The sequence below is a fragment of the Parasedimentitalea psychrophila genome (assembly GCF_030285785.1).
In the GTDB taxonomy this organism is placed as follows: domain Bacteria; phylum Pseudomonadota; class Alphaproteobacteria; order Rhodobacterales; family Rhodobacteraceae; genus Parasedimentitalea; species Parasedimentitalea psychrophila.
Genome location: NZ_CP127248.1, coordinates 13,848 through 33,602, shown reverse-complemented (window position 1 = coordinate 33,602; position 19,755 = coordinate 13,848). Strand labels below are relative to the sequence as shown.

General features: G+C 60.1%; 11 protein-coding genes. 6 read left to right on the top strand and 5 right to left on the bottom strand.

From position 1 onward, the window contains the following. Positions 1–62 precede the first annotated feature (62 nt). The 4 genes from QPJ95_RS23500 to QPJ95_RS23485 are packed head-to-tail and all read left to right on the top strand — an operon-like array spanning position 63 to position 9,921. The gene (locus tag QPJ95_RS23500; protein WP_286018301.1) at positions 63–6,326 is read left to right on the top strand and encodes a hypothetical protein; all 6,264 of its coding nucleotides are present in this window, start codon (positions 63–65) and stop codon (positions 6,324–6,326) included. Between the two features lie 52 nt (positions 6,327–6,378). Further along, positions 6,379–7,575: a glycosyltransferase family 4 protein gene (locus QPJ95_RS23495; RefSeq protein ID WP_270920747.1), complete on the top strand. Its 1,197-nt coding sequence runs from the start codon at positions 6,379–6,381 to the stop codon at positions 7,573–7,575. Continuing rightward, positions 7,572–8,702, top strand: a complete 1,131-nt coding sequence (locus QPJ95_RS23490; RefSeq protein WP_270920746.1) for a glycosyltransferase — start codon at positions 7,572–7,574, stop codon at positions 8,700–8,702. The genes QPJ95_RS23495 and QPJ95_RS23490 overlap by 4 nt, the downstream gene beginning before the upstream one ends. A gap of 52 nt (positions 8,703–8,754) precedes the next feature. Beyond that, positions 8,755–9,921, top strand: a complete 1,167-nt coding sequence (locus tag QPJ95_RS23485) for a polysaccharide biosynthesis/export family protein (protein WP_270920745.1) — start codon at positions 8,755–8,757, stop codon at positions 9,919–9,921. Positions 9,922–9,938: 17 nt separating this feature from the next. Here QPJ95_RS23485 and QPJ95_RS23480 read toward each other — a convergent pair whose 3' ends face one another. From QPJ95_RS23480 to QPJ95_RS23470, 3 genes are all read right to left on the bottom strand, one after another. After that, entirely contained in the window at positions 9,939–10,811 is an 873-nt protein-coding gene (locus tag QPJ95_RS23480; protein ID WP_270920744.1) for a sulfotransferase domain-containing protein, read from the bottom strand. Then, positions 10,808–11,989: a glycosyltransferase gene (locus QPJ95_RS23475; protein WP_270920743.1), complete on the bottom strand. Its 1,182-nt coding sequence runs from the start codon at positions 11,987–11,989 to the stop codon at positions 10,808–10,810. The genes QPJ95_RS23480 and QPJ95_RS23475 overlap by 4 nt, the downstream gene beginning before the upstream one ends. A 185-nt stretch (positions 11,990–12,174) precedes the next feature. Next, complete coding sequence (locus QPJ95_RS23470; protein WP_270920742.1) at positions 12,175–13,455, bottom strand: GumC domain-containing protein; 1,281 nt, start codon at positions 13,453–13,455, stop codon at positions 12,175–12,177. A gap of 180 nt (positions 13,456–13,635) precedes the next feature. Between QPJ95_RS23470 and QPJ95_RS23465 the strand changes: the two genes are divergently transcribed. Both QPJ95_RS23465 and QPJ95_RS23460 read left to right on the top strand, forming a co-directional pair. Then, entirely contained in the window at positions 13,636–14,622 is a 987-nt protein-coding gene (locus QPJ95_RS23465) for a sulfotransferase family protein (RefSeq protein WP_270920741.1), read from the top strand. A gap of 64 nt (positions 14,623–14,686) precedes the next feature. Beyond that, positions 14,687–16,243, top strand: a complete 1,557-nt coding sequence (locus QPJ95_RS23460) for an O-antigen ligase family protein (protein WP_270920740.1) — start codon at positions 14,687–14,689, stop codon at positions 16,241–16,243. On the opposite strand, the gene QPJ95_RS23455 is transcribed toward QPJ95_RS23460, so the two are convergent. Together QPJ95_RS23455 and QPJ95_RS23450 are read right to left on the bottom strand one after the other, a co-directional pair. After that, positions 16,220–17,137 carry a sulfotransferase gene (locus QPJ95_RS23455; RefSeq protein WP_270920739.1) on the bottom strand — a complete coding sequence of 306 codons (918 nt, stop codon included), beginning with the start codon at positions 17,135–17,137 and terminating at the stop codon, positions 16,220–16,222. The genes QPJ95_RS23460 and QPJ95_RS23455 overlap by 24 nt on opposite strands. Beyond that, positions 17,134–19,569 carry a glycosyltransferase gene (locus QPJ95_RS23450; RefSeq protein ID WP_270920738.1) on the bottom strand — a complete coding sequence of 812 codons (2,436 nt, stop codon included), beginning with the start codon at positions 19,567–19,569 and terminating at the stop codon, positions 17,134–17,136. The genes QPJ95_RS23455 and QPJ95_RS23450 overlap by 4 nt, the downstream gene beginning before the upstream one ends. Positions 19,570–19,755: the final 186 nt, after the last annotated feature.

Here is a 19,755-nt window from a genome sequence, read left to right as displayed (position 1 = left end):
TTTAGGGCGATGGCAGCAGGGTTGCAGACCCGTTTTAGGGCAAGGAAGGAGACGGCAATATCATGGAGCCTATCACGTTCGGCATAACCGATCTGAGCGGTAACGTTTCAGTCAACCCAACCGCAATCGACTTTAGCAAGACCGGCAACCCCACTTTGTTCGTGGCGCAGCAGGACGGGTCCATCTACCGGTATGAAATAGAACGCCAGCCCGATGGTCCGGATGCGGATACAACGGATGAATTTGTGGTGACCGGCACCACATTGATCGATGTTGTGCCGGAAGACGTGCAGAACTTTGATGATGACGGCACCCTGAATGGCACCCAACAGCGTCAGGTCACTGGCATGGTGGTGACCAAGGACGCGGCCGGCAATGATGTGCTTTATGTCTCGTCTTCCGACTGGCGGATCGCCGTTGGCGAAGACAGCGGCCTTGATACCAATTCCGGCCAGGTCCACCGCATTACGCTGGATCCGGACACTGGCGCAGTGCTCTCCAGCGTTGCCGTTCTGCGCGGGTTGCCACGCTCCGAAGAGAACCACGCCAACAACGGTATCGACCTGGCAATCGATCCCGACACTGGCGATGTGATCATGTATGTCGCGGTGGGTGGCATCACCAACAAGGGCGCGCCGGGCAACAACTTTGCCGGCACAACTGATTTTGCCTGGTCGGGCGCAATCATCAAGATCAACCTCACCGAACTGGAATCCTACGACATCAGGACGGATGCCAACGGCAACCAGTATATTCTCGATCTGCCAACGCTGGATGATCCAACGCGGACAAATATCGACCTCGCAACCCTGTCGATCCAGGATCTTGCTCTGGACCCCAATTTCACACTTGATGACAACGGAGAGATTGGCGGCGTGCTGCAACCCGACTGGGCGGGCGGCAACAATGGTCTGAACCAGGCCAAGATCACCGACTACGTTCTGGTCAGCGACGGCGGCCAGCTCAAACTTGTGAGCAACCCGGTGGAGCTGTTCGCGCCGGGATACCGTAATCCTTACGATGTCATCGCAATGAGCTCGGGCGAGGTTTTCACCTGGGACAACGGCCCCAATGGCGGCTGGGGCGGACAACCTCTGTCCTATTCCGATGGCGCAATCGTTGACGACTGGACCACTGAATTCGCCACCAACGCGTTTAATGAAAGCGGCAGCAGCGGTTTTGGTGACCAGCTGCATTATCTCGGCAATGTCACCGACGCTTACGGAACTTACGGCGGCCATGCCAGCCCGCTCAGGGCGGCGCAAACCGCGCTGCAGGCGTCCTTTAACAGCGATGGCAGCTATAAGGGGGCCACATCGTCGGATCCGATTATTGTCGATGGCATCCAGATTTTTGCCAACGAGGCAGACGCGCAAAACTATCTGTCGCAACTGCTGATCATTTATGAGCAGGACGGATCCGGGTCCTGGAATGACGTGACCTCAGATACTGGCTTGCCGGCCGACCTGTTCGACGTGCTGTCCGGCTATGACTGGGCACATCCCGGCAGCTCGATCGACAACCCGCTGGATTTCTTTGACGGCACCAGCGTGATGGATGGCACCCCCTACTCGCCTGAATCGCAGTCGCTTGACGAAACCAACGACGGCTCGCTGATTGAGACGCCGGAGTCGACCAACGGGCTGACCGAGTTCACCGCCACCTATTTCAACGGTCAGTTGCAGGGCGCCATTGTCGCGGCGAGCTTTGACGAGACATTATATTTTGCAATGCCCGAAGACACCGATGGCGATGGCCGCACCGACAGCGCCAGCATTGTTCATACGGTATCGCTTGCAGGGTCTAATCCTCTGGCGCTGGTGGCGCTGCCGGATCAGGGCCTGTCGGCAGCTTTGATCGACAATACCGGCGATGGCATTGATGATTTTTCGGGAGTGATTGCGGTGGCGACTTATGGCGCCAATGTGATCACCTTCCTGGTGCCGGGCGGCACCCCGATCGACCCCGGTAATGACTTGGATCTGGACGGGCTCAACGACATCCTGGACAGCCATGTCGGTGATCCGCTCAACGGTCTTGGTGTGCTTATCACCCAGGGAAATTCAGCCCTCTGGGATTTCGAGCTCAACAATCCGTCGTCCACACCGTCTGGTGCGGTGCCGCCGGGCAACAGCATCGCCGGCGGTATCGGGATCAATGCCGCTTGGCGCAATGGCGTGCTGCCAGCGGTTGAAAATGGCGGTGATGAAGCTGCGGGTCTGTTTAATGGTGGGGTGTTTAATCTGGGCGGTGCCTCCAGTTTTGTCAGCCTTGATGTGGCGCATGACGGAACCGCTGTGGGGGTCACCAACAGCCAGCAGGATGTTCTGGGCATTGGCTTTGCCACCCCGGATGCCACCCAGCTAACCATCACCACCGAGATGGTGAATATCTTTACCTATTCGCTGAACACCGATCCGCCTGCCAAGGTCTGGGACGGCGGCGAGAAAGTCGGGCTGGTGCTGGGGCCAGGTGATCAGTCCAACTATGTCGAAGCGGCCATAGCCGTTGTTGATCAGGGCGGCACGATGAAATATGGCGTCCAGTTGCTGGTGGAAACAGACGATGTTGCAGTCACCAGATTTGTTGAAATCCCCGGCATCGAAGCGCCGATTATCGCCGGGCTTGGCGATCCGAATTTCCAGGTGGCCATTGATCTGAACCTGACCTCCGGGATCGACTCCGTCCGGGCGCAGGCGCGCTATGTCGAGGATGGCGCCTATACCGAATGGGTCTCCACATCGGCGTTGCTGCTGCCGCCGGATGTGATTGCCGCGGTCAAAGGGCAATACGACAATTTGGGTGCCACCACCGGTGCCTTTGTCGGCATGATGGCCTCGGCGCCGGACGGTGATGATTCCTTCGCCGCCTCCTGGGATTGGATCGACGTCGACAACATCGACCCGGTGGTCGGGGCGGCTCGGATTGGTGTCAATGAAGGCTCGGACAACATCAACCAATCGACCTTTTCAGCCGGCTCTTTTGAGATTGCCAATGTCGGCGAGAAGATAATCACACAGGTCGAGTTTGACCTGACCAACGGCATCATCCCGGACGCGGTCTTTGATCCGTTTGGCGAGGCTGGCGATACCATTTTCAAGGGGCTGACCATCGACTCGGCGGGATCAACCGGCGTGGATACCACGCCTGATGCGTCGAACTATGTAGGCCTCGGCGGCGCCGCCGGTTATGAGGGTCTCATTGTGACCTTCGACGATTTTGATCCCGGCGAAACGGTCACCTTCTCGATCGACGTGGACCCGAATTCGCTGCTGGGCGGCAAGAAGACCTTGCTGGATGCCGGTTCGTTCATGAGCTGGGATGCCGCCGGAATATCCGGCGCCGAGATCATCGCCTCGACGGTAACCGTCACCTACGCGGACGGCACCACCAGCACCGGTGATTTGATCAGTGCGCAAAACAATGGCGGCGCCTACACGGTGTCGTCGCAGGCCACACCGGGGCTAGAGCCAACTCTTTCAGTGAACGGTGTGGCGGCGGGTGACACCGGAACCTACGGAACCGGCGGTCCGACAGTGATCCTGAACGGTCCGACCGGGCATGTGGCGCGGGTGACCCTGGTCAAAGGCTTTATTCAGCCGGTAACCAACGAGTTTTACAACGGCAACAGTGAGGATCAGGCCTACGCGCCTCAGCTTGATGCCCAGCTTGCCACGCTGGCGGCCAGCGACTTCCCGGCCAACAATATTGTCGAACTGCAGACCTTCGACATTACCCTCGATGGCACCAACCAAGACATTTCGTCGACGTTCGATTTCTCTGGTGTTGCCGACTATACTTTTGACGGCGAGGATGAAGTTCCTCTCGCCTTTGTGGCCTCGATTATCAACCCTGCCGACGCCAACGCGCCGCTGGGTGCGGTGACCCAGCCGGTTTTCCTGACGTTTGACCCGGGCGGCGGCGATACAGCCGCGCCGGTGGTTCAGTCCTCTTTGGCGCCCAACATTGGCTCTGCTGGTGCCGGCACTGTCAGTATGGATGTCACCGTGACCTTCGCTGACAACGTGGCGATTGACGTCTCCTCCATCGACACCGGCGACATCACCGTTACCGGTCCGGGCGGTGCGCTTTTGGTTAGCGCCGTCAGCGTCGACATCAGCGGTGATGGAACCCCGCGCACCGCGACCTATACGGTGGACGCGCCGGGTGGAACCTGGGATGTGGCGGACGAGGGCAGCTATAACGTTGCCCTTCTGGCCGCCGAGGTTGAGGACACCAGCGGCAATTTCGTGTCGGCCGACCCGTCTATGCAGGGCTTCACGGTTGATCTATCGGCGGCGCCGCCGGATCCGTTCCGGGTCGAAGCTGAGACGTTCACTATCCTCAGCGGTTTTAACGTCAAGAACAACAATCAGGCTTCGGGCGGGCAGTATCTGCAGGCTGGCGGCAGCGGCGAGCAGCGGGCGTCCTACACGTTCGCAGCGGTGAGCGGCAGCTATGATCTGGGGATTGGCCATTTCGACGAATCCGACGGCCAGTCGCAAATGAGCATCCTGGTGAATGGGACCGAGATCCATAACTTTGTCTGGGACATCGACGCCGGAGGCTCCACCGCCAACCAGACCTCCTTTGTCGAACACGCGATCAGTGGCGTGTCGCTGTCTGCCGGTGACGTGATCGAGATCGTCGGCTTCAAGGATGGCAGTGAGCCGCTGCGCACCGACTATATCGACTTTGTGTTTGTCGATGGCGGCGGTGGCGGTGATACGACATCACCTTTCATCCAGTCGTCTTTGGCGCCCGACGTCGGCCCTGCTGAGGCCGGTAGCGCCACTATGGATGTCACAGTGACCTTCTCTGACAACGTGGCGATTGATGTGTCCTCAATCGATACCGGTGACATCACCGTCACCGGGCCGGGTGGTGCGCTCACGATCAGCGCCGTCAGCGTCGACATCGGCGGTGATGGAACCCCGCGCACCGCGACCTATACGGTGGACGCGCCGGGTGGCAGCTGGGATGTGGCCGACGAGGGCAGCTATAACGTCGCCCTTCTGGCCACGGAAATTCAGGACACCAGCGGCAATTTCGTGTCGGCCGATCCGTCGATGCAGGGATTCACGGTTGACCTGTCCGCGGCGCCGCCGGATCCGTTCCGGGTCGAAGCTGAGACGCTCACCATCCTCAGCGGTTTTAACGTCAAGAACAATGGTCAGGCCTCCGGCGGGCAATATCTGCAGGCTGGTGGCAGCGGCGAGCAGCGGGCGTCCTACACGTTCGCAGCGGTGAGCGGCACCTATGATCTGGGGATTGGCCATTTCGACGAGTCCGACGGCCAGTCGCAAATGAGCATCCTGGTGAATGGGACCGAGATCGACAACTTTATCTGGAACATCGACGCAGGAGCCTCCTCCGCCAACCAGACCTCCTTTGTCGAACACGCGATCAGTGGCGTGTCGCTGTCTGCCGGTGACGTGATCGAGATCGTCGGCTTCAAGGATGGAGGCGAGCCGCTGCGCACCGATTATATCGACTTTGTGTTTGTCGATGGCGGCGGCGGTGGCGACACGACATCACCTTTCATCCAGTCGTCTTTGGCCCCCGACGTCGGCCCTGCCGGGGCCGGAACGGTGAGTATGGATGTCACAGTGACCTTCTCTGACAATGTGGCGATCGACGTCTCCTCCATCGACACCGGCGACATCACCGTCACCGGTCCGGGTGGTGCGCTTTTGGTCAGCGCCGTCAGCGTCGACATCAGCGGTGATGGAACCCCGCGCACCGCGACCTATACGGTGGACGCGCCGGGTGGAACCTGGGATGTGGCCGACGAAGGCAGCTATACTGTAGCGCTTCTGGCGGCGGAGGTTCAGGACACCAGCGGCAATTTCGTGTCGGGTGACCCAGCGATGCAGGGCTTCACGGTTGATCTGTCGGTGCCGCCGCCGGGTCCGTTCCGGGTCGAAGCTGAGACGCTCACCATCCTCAGCGGTTTTAACGTCAAGAACAACAACCAGGCTTCGGGCGGCCAGTATCTGCAGGCCAACGGCAGCGGCGAACAGCGGGCATCTTATGCATTTGCAGCGGCCAGTGGCATCTATGATCTGGAAATTGGCCATTTCGACGAGTCCGACGGCCAGTCGCAAATGAGCATCCTGGTGAACGGGTTTGAGGTCGACAGCTTTATCTGGAATGCCGATGCCGGATCGGCGACGGCCGACCAGACCTCCTTTACCGAACACATCATCAGCGACCTGTCGCTGACAGCCGGTGACGTGATCGAGTTCGTCGGCTTCAAGGATGGTAGCGAACCGCTGCGCACCGACTATATCGATTTTGTGTTCAATGATGAGTTGATCGCTTAGGTTTTGTGCAACAGGAGCGGCGCGGCGCGTCGCGGGCCGGCAAGGGGGATAGATGCGGGATACTGTGAATGCTGTGAATACTGGCGAAGTGAGCCCGAAACAGGGCACCAGCTACCGGGCGCTTTTTGTCACTGCGGGCGACTTCTCCCATATCAACGCGCAGATGTTGCAGGCCCTGCAATCGGAGTTTCCCAACGTGGAATTTGAGAGTTTTGGGGTCTCAGAGCGGATGCAGTCGGAGTACCCGGCGCTGTTTGGCTGTGTGCTGGGCACCCTGCGGGAATACGGGTTTTCAAGTCTTGGGTCGCGGGCGCTGTTGCGCTACCGCCTGTTCCGCAGCAAGGCCTTTTTCGAGACGGTCAGGCGGATGCTGAAACGGCGTTTCGGGGATCGGGGTTTTGATTTCACCGTGCAAACGCAGTCGCTGTTTTCGGCGGCGCTCACAGGGTGTCCGAACTTCGTTTATACCGACCACGTGGCCCGTGCCCGGCTGGCGGATGAAGATCAGGACGGCACCGGCCAGCCCTCTGAGGTCTGGCTGAATTGCGAAAGCGAGATCTATGCGGAGGCTGAGCATGTCTTTACTTTTGGCCCAAAGATCCGCGACTTTCTGCTCAACGATTACGGCATGGCGCCGGGCAAGGTCTCGGCGATTGGGGCGGGCGCCTCGGTGACGCCAGAACGGGAGGTTGACAGCTCGCAGGAGCGCTATGGGCGCCGCAATATCCTGTTCGTAGGGGTCGAATGGGAGCGCAAAGGCGGCCCCGAGCTGATCAAAGCGTTCTGCCAGCTCCGCAAAACCCTGCCGGATGCTACGCTGACCATTATCGGCTGCGCGCCGGATGTTGAGGTTGATGGCTGCCAGGTGATCGGACGGCTGCCGATCGCTGAGATGGCGGAGTATTTCCACCGGGCGTCCTGCTTTTGCATGCCGTCACGGGTCGAACCCTTCGGGGTGGTTTTTCTGGAAGCGATGCAATTTGGATTGCCTGTGATCTCCACCACCGTCGGTGATATCGGCGCCATCGTGCAGGATGGGGTCACCGGTCGTTTGGTCGCGCCCAGAAACAGCGCTGAGCTGGCCCAGGCCCTGTACCAGGTGCTGGCAGATCCCGGAACATGCCGCGAGATGGGGCGCGCTGCGCAGCACCGGGGGCGGCAGTTCACCTGGGAAGCGGTGGTGCGCCGGATCGCCGCCCATGCGCCGGGGGCGGCTGAACGCCCTGCCGCCGAGGAGTTGCGCTGGTGAACCTTCGCCTGTTGTACATCATCGACAGCCTTCGCGTCGGCGGCGCCGAAACGCTGCTTCTCGATCTTCTCGACGCGGCGCAGCAGCGCGGAGACAGCGCCCATGTCGCTTATTTCACCCCCGGACCATTGGTGTTGGAAGTGGCACGCCGCGGCGTTGAAATGACCCGGCTAAGCCGCTCGGGCCTGCGCGATCCGCGGGCCCTGCTGCGGGCGGTGCGCCTGATCCGGGCCTGGGATCCGCATGTGGTTCACACCCATCTGGTCAAAAGCGATTTGGTTGGCCAGCTGGCGGCTCGGGTTGCCAATCGCCGCCGTGTTATCACCCTGCACAACACCGACCCCTGGCGCAAAAACAAAATTCTATCTGGCATCTACCGAAGCATTACCCGCGGGGCGGATGCCTGTGTTGCGGTGACCAGCAACGTCGCAGACCATGTCGCCAATTGCGGCGGCTATGACCGCGACGCCATTGAGGTGGTTCAGAACGGTGTTGATCTGCAGCGGTTTGCCGCCGGGCAGGTGCAGCCGAGGGATCTGTCCAGTTACGGGATATCAAAAGATGCTGTTGTGATCGCAAAGATCGGTCGGCTTACGGCTCAAAAGGATCACGACAACTTTCTGCACGCCGTCTCAATCCTGGCCAAGCGGCAGCCAGAGGCGCATTTTCTGATCGTCGGAGACGGAGAGCTTTTGGGAAAGGTCCGAGAGCGAGCCCGTGGCCTTGGCCTGGGCGACGACAGGTTGACGTTTACCGGCAACCTGCGAGAGATGCCGGAACTGCTTGCGGCCATTGATATTTTTGTGCTGGCTTCAAAGTGGGAGGGGCTGCCGATGGTTCTGCTGGAAGCGATGGCGATGGGTGTGCCCATCGTGTCGACGGCGGTTGGAGGCGTGCCGGAGTTGATCCAGGATGGCGAGAATGGCATGCTGGTCACGCCGACCGATCCTGCGGCCCTGGCGGGCGCGGTGCGGCATTTGATTGCGGACCCGCCTGCCCGCCTGCGTCTTGGCGAGGCCGGTTTGGCGACAGTCCGGGCGCGCTTTTCTGGTGCCGCGATGATGGATCGACTATGGTCAATTTATTCCAAGTCGGCGGCGGCGACGGCAGAGTCCGCCGGTATTTGATACTGTGTTAAGACTGTGCGCGGTTAATGAAGTTGATTGATGGGATAGGTATATGCGGTCACTCGTTCAAATTCTGGTATCTGCGGCGGTGCTCTGCACCGGTTTGCTGGCCGAGGTTGCAGCACAGAATTACATTATTGGCCCCGGCGACAAGCTGAGCATTTCAGTCTTTGGACGGGACGAGTTCACGCGGGTAACAGAAGTGAGGGGCGATGGATCGATCCGGCTGCACCTGCTGGGCCGGGTTGAGGCCGCCGGGCGGACGCTGTCCGAAATCGAGGATCAGATCGTGAAACGGGCCGACAGCCTGTTCGACGGCTCGGTTTCGATCGTTGTCGGCATCGCCCAGTACCGGCCGATCTTTGTGCTTGGCAATGTCCAGACCTCTGGCTCCTATCCGTTTGCCCCCGGCATGACGGTGATCAAGGCCATCGCTCTGGCCGGAGGCTATGAGCGCGCCAATGCCGAGGACTCGGATGAGCGGTCGGTACTGGAGGCGCAGCGGCGTGCAATAGATGCGCAAATACGCCTGCGCTTTGCCCAGGACGAGCAAAAAGCGATCGCGGCAGAGCTTGAGCGGCTGCACTCTGCTGACCCGGAGGTCATGGTGCCAGCGCCCGCCGAGATCAATCCGGATCAGGTTGAGCTTTTTCAGATGAGCCGGGCCATCCTGGACGAGACCATCGAGGGTTTTCATCGCAGGGAGGCGCTGGCGGAGGCGGAGACCAGTTTTTATTCCCAACGCCGCGAGATCATCGGGCGGCAACTGGTGGTCATCGAAGGCCAACTTGCGGATATCAACGCATTGGTGTCTCAGGGCTTGTCCCGGCGTGAAAGACTTGTCGATCTGCAAGTTGATGTGGACAATTACCGCGCTGACGAGCTTGAAACCCTGGCTTTTGCAGCAAAGGCGGAGCAAACCGGCGCCAATGCCGAAAGCGAAATTGGCGTCGCTGTGACCCGTTATCATCGTGACTTACTAAGGGAAAAGATCTTGATCGATCAGAAGGTTGAACTGCTCCGCTCAAACCTCAGCGCATCGATGAACTACCTGCGACTGGCGTCGCCGACGACGGCGCTGACGATCGAAGAGCAGATGGAAACGGTGTTTGAGGTTTACCACTCCAGCACGGCGGGCCAGCCCGAGCCGGTGACATTAACCAGCAAGCTACAACCGGACGATGTTCTGGTTGTGACCTTCAAAAGGGTGGTGAACTGATCGGTTTGCAGCGGTGTTTACCAGCCAAAGTCGCGGCCAAGATAGTTGGCGAGCGTCTCATTATAGGGGCGATAGAAGGTGCGAAGCTTTTGGGCCGTCTCTGGCCGCATCTGTGGATAGCGCCGCGCCTCGGTTCGGGTTTTGTGATAGGTGAACGGGTGGTCACGCAGGCCAAGAAACTTACCCGCCACCGATCGCAGCAGCGCTGGCGGGTCGGAAAAATAGTCGGCGCTGTTCAGTATCAGCAACTGCTCTGGCGGAAACACCCGGTGCCAAAGTTTGATCTGCTCAACATAGATGCCCCGCAACAGCGCCAGCGGTGTCCTTTCAGCAGAGTTGGATTTCGATAGGAGCTCGGCAAACCGGCCCGCGTCTACAGGCTTGCCATCAAGCAGCCGGAAATCGCGATCAATCCAGTCCTCAAAGGAGATGCCGGTCATGCCGCCGCGGCTGTTGTACTGGTGGGCCGAATAGGCCCGCGCAACCGGGTCGCGCAGCAGCATGATAAATTTGCACTGCGGCATGTGGTGGCGGATCAGCTCCGGAAGATGCGGAAAAAGACAGTAAGAGGGGCTCGCCTCGCCGGTAATGCCATCCTCAGCGGCCAAGGCGCGTTCGGGCGGGAAATGTGCTTGGTACCAGCTGAGCGGCGGCAGGGGGCTGCGGTCAAAATAATGGACCTCCTTGGTCCAGGCTGGCCAGATCTGCGGATGTGAGGTCAGGTTCTGGTAGAACGACGTCGTCCCCGCCTTGTGGGCTCCAATGATGATGAAACTGGGCAGTACCCGCGATTTATCCATCAGGTTGCGGAGGTGGAGTTGCGCATTGCGGGCCAGTGAATAGGCAAAACTGCGCCGCAGCCGTCGGCGGACCTGGTCCAGGGCGCTCATGATACACCGTCCTTGCGGTTGGGGTCCGGCTGCAATGGCGCCCTATCGTCGGCGGCGCTTTGGCGATGCTGTGCTGCACCGGCGTTTTTATATATGGCGATGAGCCTATTGACCCAGGCCTCGACGCCATAGTGTTTGAAGGCGCGGGTGCGCGCCGCCTGTCCGACGCGGGCCCGCGCCGGGGGATCATTGAGCATGTCATTCAGCGCCTCTGCCAGCGCCTCGGGGTTCCTGGCAGGCACGATGGGTGACCCGGTACCAGAGAGGATTTGGCGGTTATCGCCCACATCGGTCATAACGCAAGCCAGCCCATTGGCCATCGCCTCGAGCAGCGACACCGGGGCCCCCTCCCAATGCGAGGCGCTGACGAATAGATCCGCCGCGGCCAACAGGTCCGGGATGTCGCGCCTGAGCCCGAGAAACCTCACCTGGCCAGTGATCCGCAGATCGCGCGCCTGTGCCTGAAGCGCAGCGTACCGGCCCGCTTCCGGGGCATTGCCGACGATCAGCAGCACGGCATCGGGGTTTTGGCCGGCCACTTGGGAGAAAGCGGCAAGCAGATCCTGGTAGGCCTTTTGGCCAATGATCGCGCCGACCGCGATGAGCACCCGGTGCTCCTGCAGGCCCAAATCGGTGCGGATCAATGCGCCTGCGCCTGCCGGCGCTACGGCCTCGGGCGAGACGGCGTTGGCAACCACCAGACAATCGCGTTGCCCGGTATCTGCCAAGGCCGCTTCGGCGACCGCCTGACCGACGGCAATTGGCGTTGTTCGCGACATCCGCAGGACGCGGCGATAGAGGAAGGAGCGGGTTTTGCTGACCCGCGCGGTGCTGGGTTTAACGTTGTGAATCGTGGTGGCAAAGGCAATGCCCAGCAGGGCCGCTGCAAAGCCCCCCACTATGGTCGAGGTGGTGAGATGTGCATGCACGTATTCGATCGATCTCGACCTCAGCGCCGACACCAGCCGCAGAAACCGGGCGGCATCAATCAGGCTTTTCCCCGGCAGGCAGACAACCTCTACCCCGGCGCCCTTCAGTTCCTTGAAGAAGGCCGTTTCGCCGTGGCTCAGCACAAACACCGTCAGATCGATATCCTGGCGCGATTTCACCGCCCGTGCGAAGGTCACCACCAGACGTTCTGCGCCGCCGGTTACCAGCGTGTCTACAATATAGGCCAACTTAAGTGGCTGGGCCTTATTTGCCACCTTGGGTGGCTGGGCTTTATTTGCCACCTTGGGTGGCTGGGCCTTATTCGCCACCTTAGGTGGCTGGGCTTTGTTGCCATTCCGCACTGCACGTTCCCCCACTTAGTCGGCCTTTGCTGCGGCAGGAAAATCCCACGCGGCCTGCTGACGGTGCTGTCCTACATAGCGGTGCGGCGCCGCGAAAATTCTGAACGCCGCTTGCCGGTTGTCTGCGGCTGGTCTGTTTGCACGGGGCCACTGGTCCGCACGTCCGTCAGATTAGTCGATGAAGGGCTTGCAACGGGCTCGGTGTTGCGCAACAGCGCGCTCAATCCGGCGGTGGACATCCCCGCAAGCAGCGAGACGATACCGACGATCGCAAGCTGCACCTTCAGGGAGGCAGAGCTTGACCGGAGCGGCGAAACCGCAGCCTCAATCACCCGGACGTTGCCCTGGATATCTGCGCCGCTCAGCGCCTGGCTGTCGCGCAGACGCAGCTTCAGGCCCGCAATCCGTTCCGCCTGCTGCCTTTGAAGTTCGGCTAACGGCCGCAGCGCCGGCATCAGCCTGGACAGGCGTTTCATCTTCTGCCGGTTCTCGACCATCGAGCGTTCAATATAGTCAAGCCGCGCCTGCTCTTCGCGGGTCGCAAGCTCTGTCATCAACAGCCGCTCCTCCACCCCGAGACGGGTTGCAAAGAGATCTCTGCGGGCCTGAAGAGCGGCAAGGGTTGTTCGCGATTCCCGCATCAGCCTGGAGAGGTTGGCCTGGTCCTCTGAGGTTTTTTCGAGATCTGTTGCGATGAATAGTGGATCCAAGCCGTCGAGCAGCTCGGAGATTTCATTGTTTATTTCAATTTCCTGACTGGTGGCGGCCTGCAAGCGGATCTGCAGGCTGGCGGCCTCTCTGGCGGTGTATAGCTTTTGGCGGCGATCCAGGAAGGCTTCGGTCAGTTTGTTGGTCAATTCAGCAGCCAGGTCAGGCTCCAGGTGGCGGACAGTAACCTTGACCACATAAGATCCGGTGATGAGCTCGACAGTGGTCGATGCCTGAAACCAGAGCACCGCCTGGCGGATCGCATCCTCGTCGTTTGGCAAGCCGGGATAAACCCGGTCAATCCCGACCGCCTCCAGCGCCTCGCGGCTCAGCTCCGGGTTGTCGAGCAAGAGCATCTCGGCGTTGACGACGCCTTGGAAATCGCCCGGATTGGGGGCCTTGCTGCCGGTGCCAATCGCGTCAGGAACATAGATGTATTCCCGCCCCAAGGCGAACAGGATCAGCGACCTTGCCTCAAAAACCGGTGGCTTGAGCAGCACGTAATAGGCCAGTGCCGGGAACACACAAATGGCAACGAAGAGGGTAATCCTCACGAATTTCCATGAAAGTCTTAAGGGCCGATACAAATCGCTACTCCTAAATACAAAACACCCCCATTCAATACCTTTCAGCGAGCCTAGCATGCGACTGCTATCCTCACAATAAAACACCGGTTGCCGCTGTTTAGCCAGTATGGAGCTTTACTAATTAGCTTGGGGCGACCTAATATCTATAAATCGTTTTTGGCCGCCCGTGTCTTTTCCCCGTGTCTTTCTCCCGTGTCTTTTCCCAATGCGCCAAATCGTTTCAGGTTGACTGAGAACATGCAGCATTTTTCTGGACCTCTGTTTCTTGTCGGCAGCCCGAGGAGCGGCACCAAGCTGCTTCGCGACCTGCTGAACCGAAATTCTGTCATCAACCTCTGTGACCCCGAGTCCCATTTTATCCCCTTCCTGTTTCAGAGACATGGCGGCGATCCCGAGAGGTTCGAGGTGGATCTTGACCGGCTGTATGAGGATTTTCAGCGAACGCCCTTCCAGATCTACCGCCGCAGCAAGGGGCAGGTGGTGATGGAGCGTGCCGATTTTGAGACAGTGGGACAGGCGCAGAACTGGGGTGAGGCGTTTGAGGTCATACTGCGGTTTTACGGCGAAGGTGCTGTGCCCGGGCAGGGCGTTTGGGGCGACAAGACACCGTCATATGTGCTGGAAATGAACCTGCTGAAAACCATCTTTCCCACGGCGCGATTTGTGCACATCATCCGGGACCCGCGCGATGTTGCTGTCTCAGCCCAGAAAGCCTGGCGCCACAATGTGCTGCGAGTGGCGAGCAAATGGGCGCGCGACATGGCGGCGGCCCGTCAAAGCGCAAGCCGCCTTGGTGGCGATTACCTGCAGGTGTATTATGAACAATTGCTGGAAAACCCCGAGATGGAATTGCGCCGCATTTCCGATTTTCTCGGGCATGCCTTTGAAATGGAAATGACGACTCTCTCGGCGCCATCCGAAAATATAGGCACCGCAAAGGGCAAGCTGTATATCGACGCCGCCAATGTTGAAAAATTCCGCAGGGTGCTGTTGCCAAAACGCCAAAAGCGGATAGAGGAAATCGTCCACGACGCCGTAGAGGGCACCCCCTATATATTGGACTACGCCCATCACAACAGGGTGCTGTCGCCCTCTGTCAGGACATGGCTGGCGCTGGTGGACGGGGCCAGATCTGTGGCCCATAAGATCCGCAGAAAAGGGCTGGTTAATGGCATCAGGATCAGTATCGGCAACAGGCTCCAGAAGCGGCGCAACGCGCCGTGACGGCAATGGTCCCCTGCGACCTGCGACCTGCTGCTGGGGGGCGTAATCCTAGGGGCGCGCGCCGATGACCCTGTGGAGCAGGCTCAAGGACGCGGCAAAGCTGGTTGGCATTGGGCTGCTGGCCGGGGCTGGCGCACTGGCGATCGGAGACTCCTCGCCGATGGACCTGATGGCTTTGGCGCTGTTTGCGATGCTCTGCCTGGTGACGCTGCGCAATCCGCTGGTCGGCCTGTCCCTGTTGATCATAATGATCGTCTCCAATCTCTCGTCCAATCTGATCCAGGGTTTTGGGGCCCCCTCGCCCGCCAAACTTGCCGCGCCGGGTCTGGCTGCCTTGCTTGGGGTTCGCTATGTGCTTTGGGGCGAACGCCCATATATTGGCTGGCTCTCGCTGTGGCTGCTGGTTGGTTTGCTGGCGCTAAAGCTGTTTGGCGCGACCTATGCGCCAGATTGGCAGCAGACGTTGAGTGACACCGCCGACTTCATCAAAGATGCTATCATTGCTATGCTCGCGCTGGCCTTCATGGGTTACCGCAAAGGCTTTGAGACAATCACCACCTCGGCGGTTTTGACCATTGCTGCGGTCTGCGGGTTGGGTTTTATTCAGGTGATCGGCTTCGATCTTCCGGGTGGCTTTTCGCTGTTTTCCCGCTTTGGTGAATTCAATGGCCGCTTTGCCGGACCGATTGAGGATGAAAATTTCTTTGCCGTGGTTGTGGTGTTCTGCGTCCCACTGGCGTTGTTTCAACTGCTTGGATCGCAAAAACTAACCGCATTTTTGTTCTGGAGCCTGACCACATGCCTGCTGCTGTTTGGGCTTTTGGCGACCCAATCGCGCGGCGGGATTCTGGCGCTCTGTGTTGGCCTTGGCATCCTTTTTCTGCAGTTGCGCGCGCGCCAGAAGCTGGCCGCATTGGCGGTGTTTGTTGCGGTTATTATGGTGGCCTCTGCCTTTGTCGGCGAGCAGGCCTTTGAGCGGCTGGCGACGATCGGCGAGATGGCCAGCTCGGGCGGCATTGACAAGAGCACCGAGGGTCGGCTGGCAAGTTGGTCGGTGGCGGGTGAGATATTCAAGGCGCATCCCTGGCTGGGTGTCGGCGCCGGAAACTTCAACCTGCTGTATCAGGATTTTGCCTTGGAACTGGGATTGATCTTCCGGGGCGAAGGCCGATCCACCCATAGCCTGTATCTGGAGGTGCTGACGGAACAGGGTTTGCTGGGGCTGATGTATTTCCTGCTGATGATCGGGTTTGCGGCGGCCGGGATCGTCGTGGCCTACCGGCAGGCGCGCGCGGCGGGGGATCGCCGTCTGGCCAGTCACATGGTGGCGTTTGGTGCGGGGCTGGCTGGTTATCTGGCGGGAATGACACTGTTGCACGACGCCTATCCACGCTTCCTTTGGATTGTGATTGTGCTGGGCATCGAGTCCGGGCGGCTGGTGCGGCTGCGGCTTGAGGCAAAATCAAACGGGCCGTCTGGCAGCCGCGCGCCCTTTGGTGCGGATCCGTTGCTGTTGACCGGCAGTATGAGGATCGGCAGCATCAGAACTGGCCGTATGAGAACTGGCCGTATGAAACTTGGCCGTATGAGAACTGGGTCAAAGGGTGCGGATGGGGTCTGACACATAGCCGAGTTGCTGCATGATCGGCCCACAGCTTTCGTCGATCTGCCGCCTGAGATCTTCGGGCATGCGGGCCCGGGCTGAGGTATTGACGTCACCTCGTAGATGATCGCCGGCGCTGGTCAGATCAAAGAACGCATCCACTTTTTGCACACCGACAACTTGACCATCACTATCCAACAGCCGTGTTTTGTCCTGCAGGCAGAACCCGGTCACCGCATCCGCATCAAGCCCGCAGTGGGCATAGACTCTGGCACTGACTGCAACAATGTCGGCAATGATCTCCTCAAAGCGGACAAGCAGGATTGGGAGCCCGCCGTCGCGCATCTCGAGCAGTTGGCGGCTTACGAATTGGTAGAGCGGCAATGCTTTTTCAGGCGCCATCCCACGGGAAATCATGCTTTCGCAAACGCCGATGGCTTCCCGGGTAATGCCAATGAAACGGGCCTCGGGGTACATCAGCTGCAGATCCCGTGCCAAGCCCACATTGAAGTTGACCAGCTTCACAACCATCCGCGAGTGGGCCGCCGAACCATTGGGACCAAAACCCTGCGACTGCATGGCCGCTCTGAAACGGGCCACCTCCGCCGCATTGCGTGATGTGGCCTGCTCCAGTCTCTTTGCCATCCAAGCACGGATACGCTGGTCCAGCGCCCCGGAACCCGGCGGCTTATGCGGGCTGAGAACGTCGCCCTTGCGCAACAGAACTGGCAGATACCGATAGAGCTGACGGGAAAATTTTGCCGGAAAGGCGATGGAGGCCCACTTTGGCCGCAATACCTCGTGAAACTCACCGTTGGGCCAGGTGGTATCGGGGTGTGACCGCAGGATGTTCAGCAGCTGATTTGTGCCGCCACGCTGCAGGCCAAGGATGAAGATCGGGCCGCCAGTCATGACCCTTGTCTCCTGTCGGGATCTGGCGCGTTGCGGGCGGTAGCCGCTGGCGCGGCGGTCTCAGCTTCACACAGGCTGGCGTAGGCCATCAGCAGGCGATCCGCCGTTTGCCGGATGTCAAACTGCTGGCATATGGTTTCGGCCGCAGCGGCGCCAAGGATCTGACGCTGCTCGGCATCGCCGGCCAGCTTGATCATGGCCTCGGTCAATTCGGCAAGATTATCGGGTGCGAACAAGCGGCCGTTTTTGCCGTTCTCGATCAAATCCTGGGTGCCGCCGATCTGTGAGGCAATGACCGCCAATCCGCAGGCACAGGCCTCCAGCAGCGCGTTGGACAATCCCTCCCTTGCGGATGGCAGAACAAAAATGTCCGAGGCGCGCAGATAGGCCGGCATGTCGTCCACATGGCCAAGGGCAAACACGCCCTCTTGCGTCAACAGATGTGGCGGTACCTGCTCGGCATCGCCGACATTTGCATTGAAGCCTGAGGATGTCATTCGATTGGCGCCGGCAATCAGCAGTTTGGCGTCTGGACAGCGCGACCTTACCTCCGGCCAGGCCTCAAGCAGCAGCGGCAGCCGCTTTTGCCGGGCAATACGGCCGGCAAACAGGAATAAGGTGCCGTCAGGCAGCCCGAGGTTATGCCTCAGTTCAGATTTCTCAGCCGGATCACCGCAGGGACGGAAGGTTGCGGTATCGACACCGTTTGGTATCCGAAGGATCTGGCGCTTGGCAAAGCCGAACTGCTGCAACTCGTCCTCGATCTCACGGCTGACGGCAATGAAATAGTCTACCCGGCGCTTCAGGGCTGCCCGGCGCAGGCTGCCGCCGCGTTTTTCGAGGACTGAGGTGATTTCGCCGCTGCACATTGGCTTGACGATCAGTGGAAGCTTGCCAAAGCTGCGGGCGAGCAGTCCGGCGAGGGTCGGGCTGAAGGCCGAGTGGCAATGCACCACATCGGGCGCGTATTGGCGAATGGCCCGTGCCGCCCCTGTTATGAAGCTTGCCGCCGCTTGGGCTTTGGCGCCGCCCGTGCGCACCCGCTGTACCTCGACGCCGTCTATTACCTCCATCGCAGACAGACCGGGATAGCGGCGGGTGATGACGCGCACCAAATGGCCTTTGGAAATCATGATGCGGGCAAGCTGCGCGACCTGCTTTTCAGCGCCGCCAACAACCGGATGATAAGACGATATCACCATGCAGATCCGCAGGCCGGTTCGACGTTGCGCTGTCCGAACCTCAATATGTCGGCTCGATGTCGCAGGGGGGGCTGGTTTAGGACCCCTCCCCGTGCCCGCCGCCGCCTGCTCTGACAGCAGTGTTTCCCACTCGCCGACCATCCGCCGCCGGTCAAACAGCTGCTGCACCCTTTGGCGCGCGGCGCTGGCAAAGGCGCGCCGACGGTCCGGGGACGACAGCAGGTCATCCAGAGCCGCAGCCATCGCAGCCGGTGATGCGGGGGGAATAAGCAGGCCGCTGACGCCATTCTCGATTGCCTCAGCGCAGCCGTCCACCGTTGTCGATATGGGCGCGCAGCCACTGGCCATCGCCTCCAGCAGGGTCAGCGGCAGGCCCTCCCAGAGCGAACTCATCGCGAAGATATCCATGGCCTGATAGGCCCGCCCGGGGTCATCCTGCCAAGGCAGCAGCCGGACATTGTCCAACGGCGTGTCGTTCAGCTGCCGCTCGACCTCTGCACGCAGGCTGCCTTCGCCGGCGATGACAAATTGAACACCCGGGTGGGACGGCGCAACCTTGCGCAGCGCCGCCACATAGTCGAGCGGCGCCTTTTGTGGCTCCAGCCTGCCGAGCCAGCCGACGATCGGGCGGGCAGGATCCAGACCCAGTTCGGCGGCGACCGTGTCACGAATTCCTTGAGGTTGAAATTGGCCGGTGTCGATGCCGGTCCGGATCACCTGGATTGCATCTGCCGTGGCCACCCGTTTGGCCAGCGTCTCGCGGCGGGCATGTTCGGTTATGGCCACGGTTTTACCACCGAGACGGCCTGCCCCGTGTTCCAGCGCCCAGTAGATCGGCGCTTTACCTCCCTGAAACCGTCTCAGGAATGGCATTGAGGCCTGTCTGTATATGGCCGGGATTCCCGCGATCCGCCCCGCCGCCCGGGCAATGAACCCGGCCTTGCTGCCGTGGCCCAGCAGCAGGCTGCTGCGCCGGTCCCGGGCGACCGCAAGCACATGGCGCAGCACCGCCAAGTCGCTGGCAGGGCTGATCCGGTAGCGCGCCATGGCAAACACTTCTGCGCTTTGGCCCGCCGCTTGCAAATTGGCCGCGTAGGCTTCGGCGTTGTCCGACAGGCATATGGTATGGGACTCGAATTTCGCGGGATCGAGTGCCGCCAACAGCATCTTGTTGTAAAACGAGATGCCGCCGGTCGATTTTGTCAGCGCAAGAATCCTAATTTTTGTCATACTACCATCCCATGATTCCCGTTGGCGGCTATCCCCCAGGCGCCGGAAAATATGATTCTCGCAGTCGCCGAAAAATCTGAGCGGGTCCTGGCAGGCGCGAAAGTGTTGCTTTTGGGACCTCAACCCACCTTGCTGCCCGGTAATGTTAACCAGTTTTAGCAAGGTTTTGCCGATAATTGTCCATCA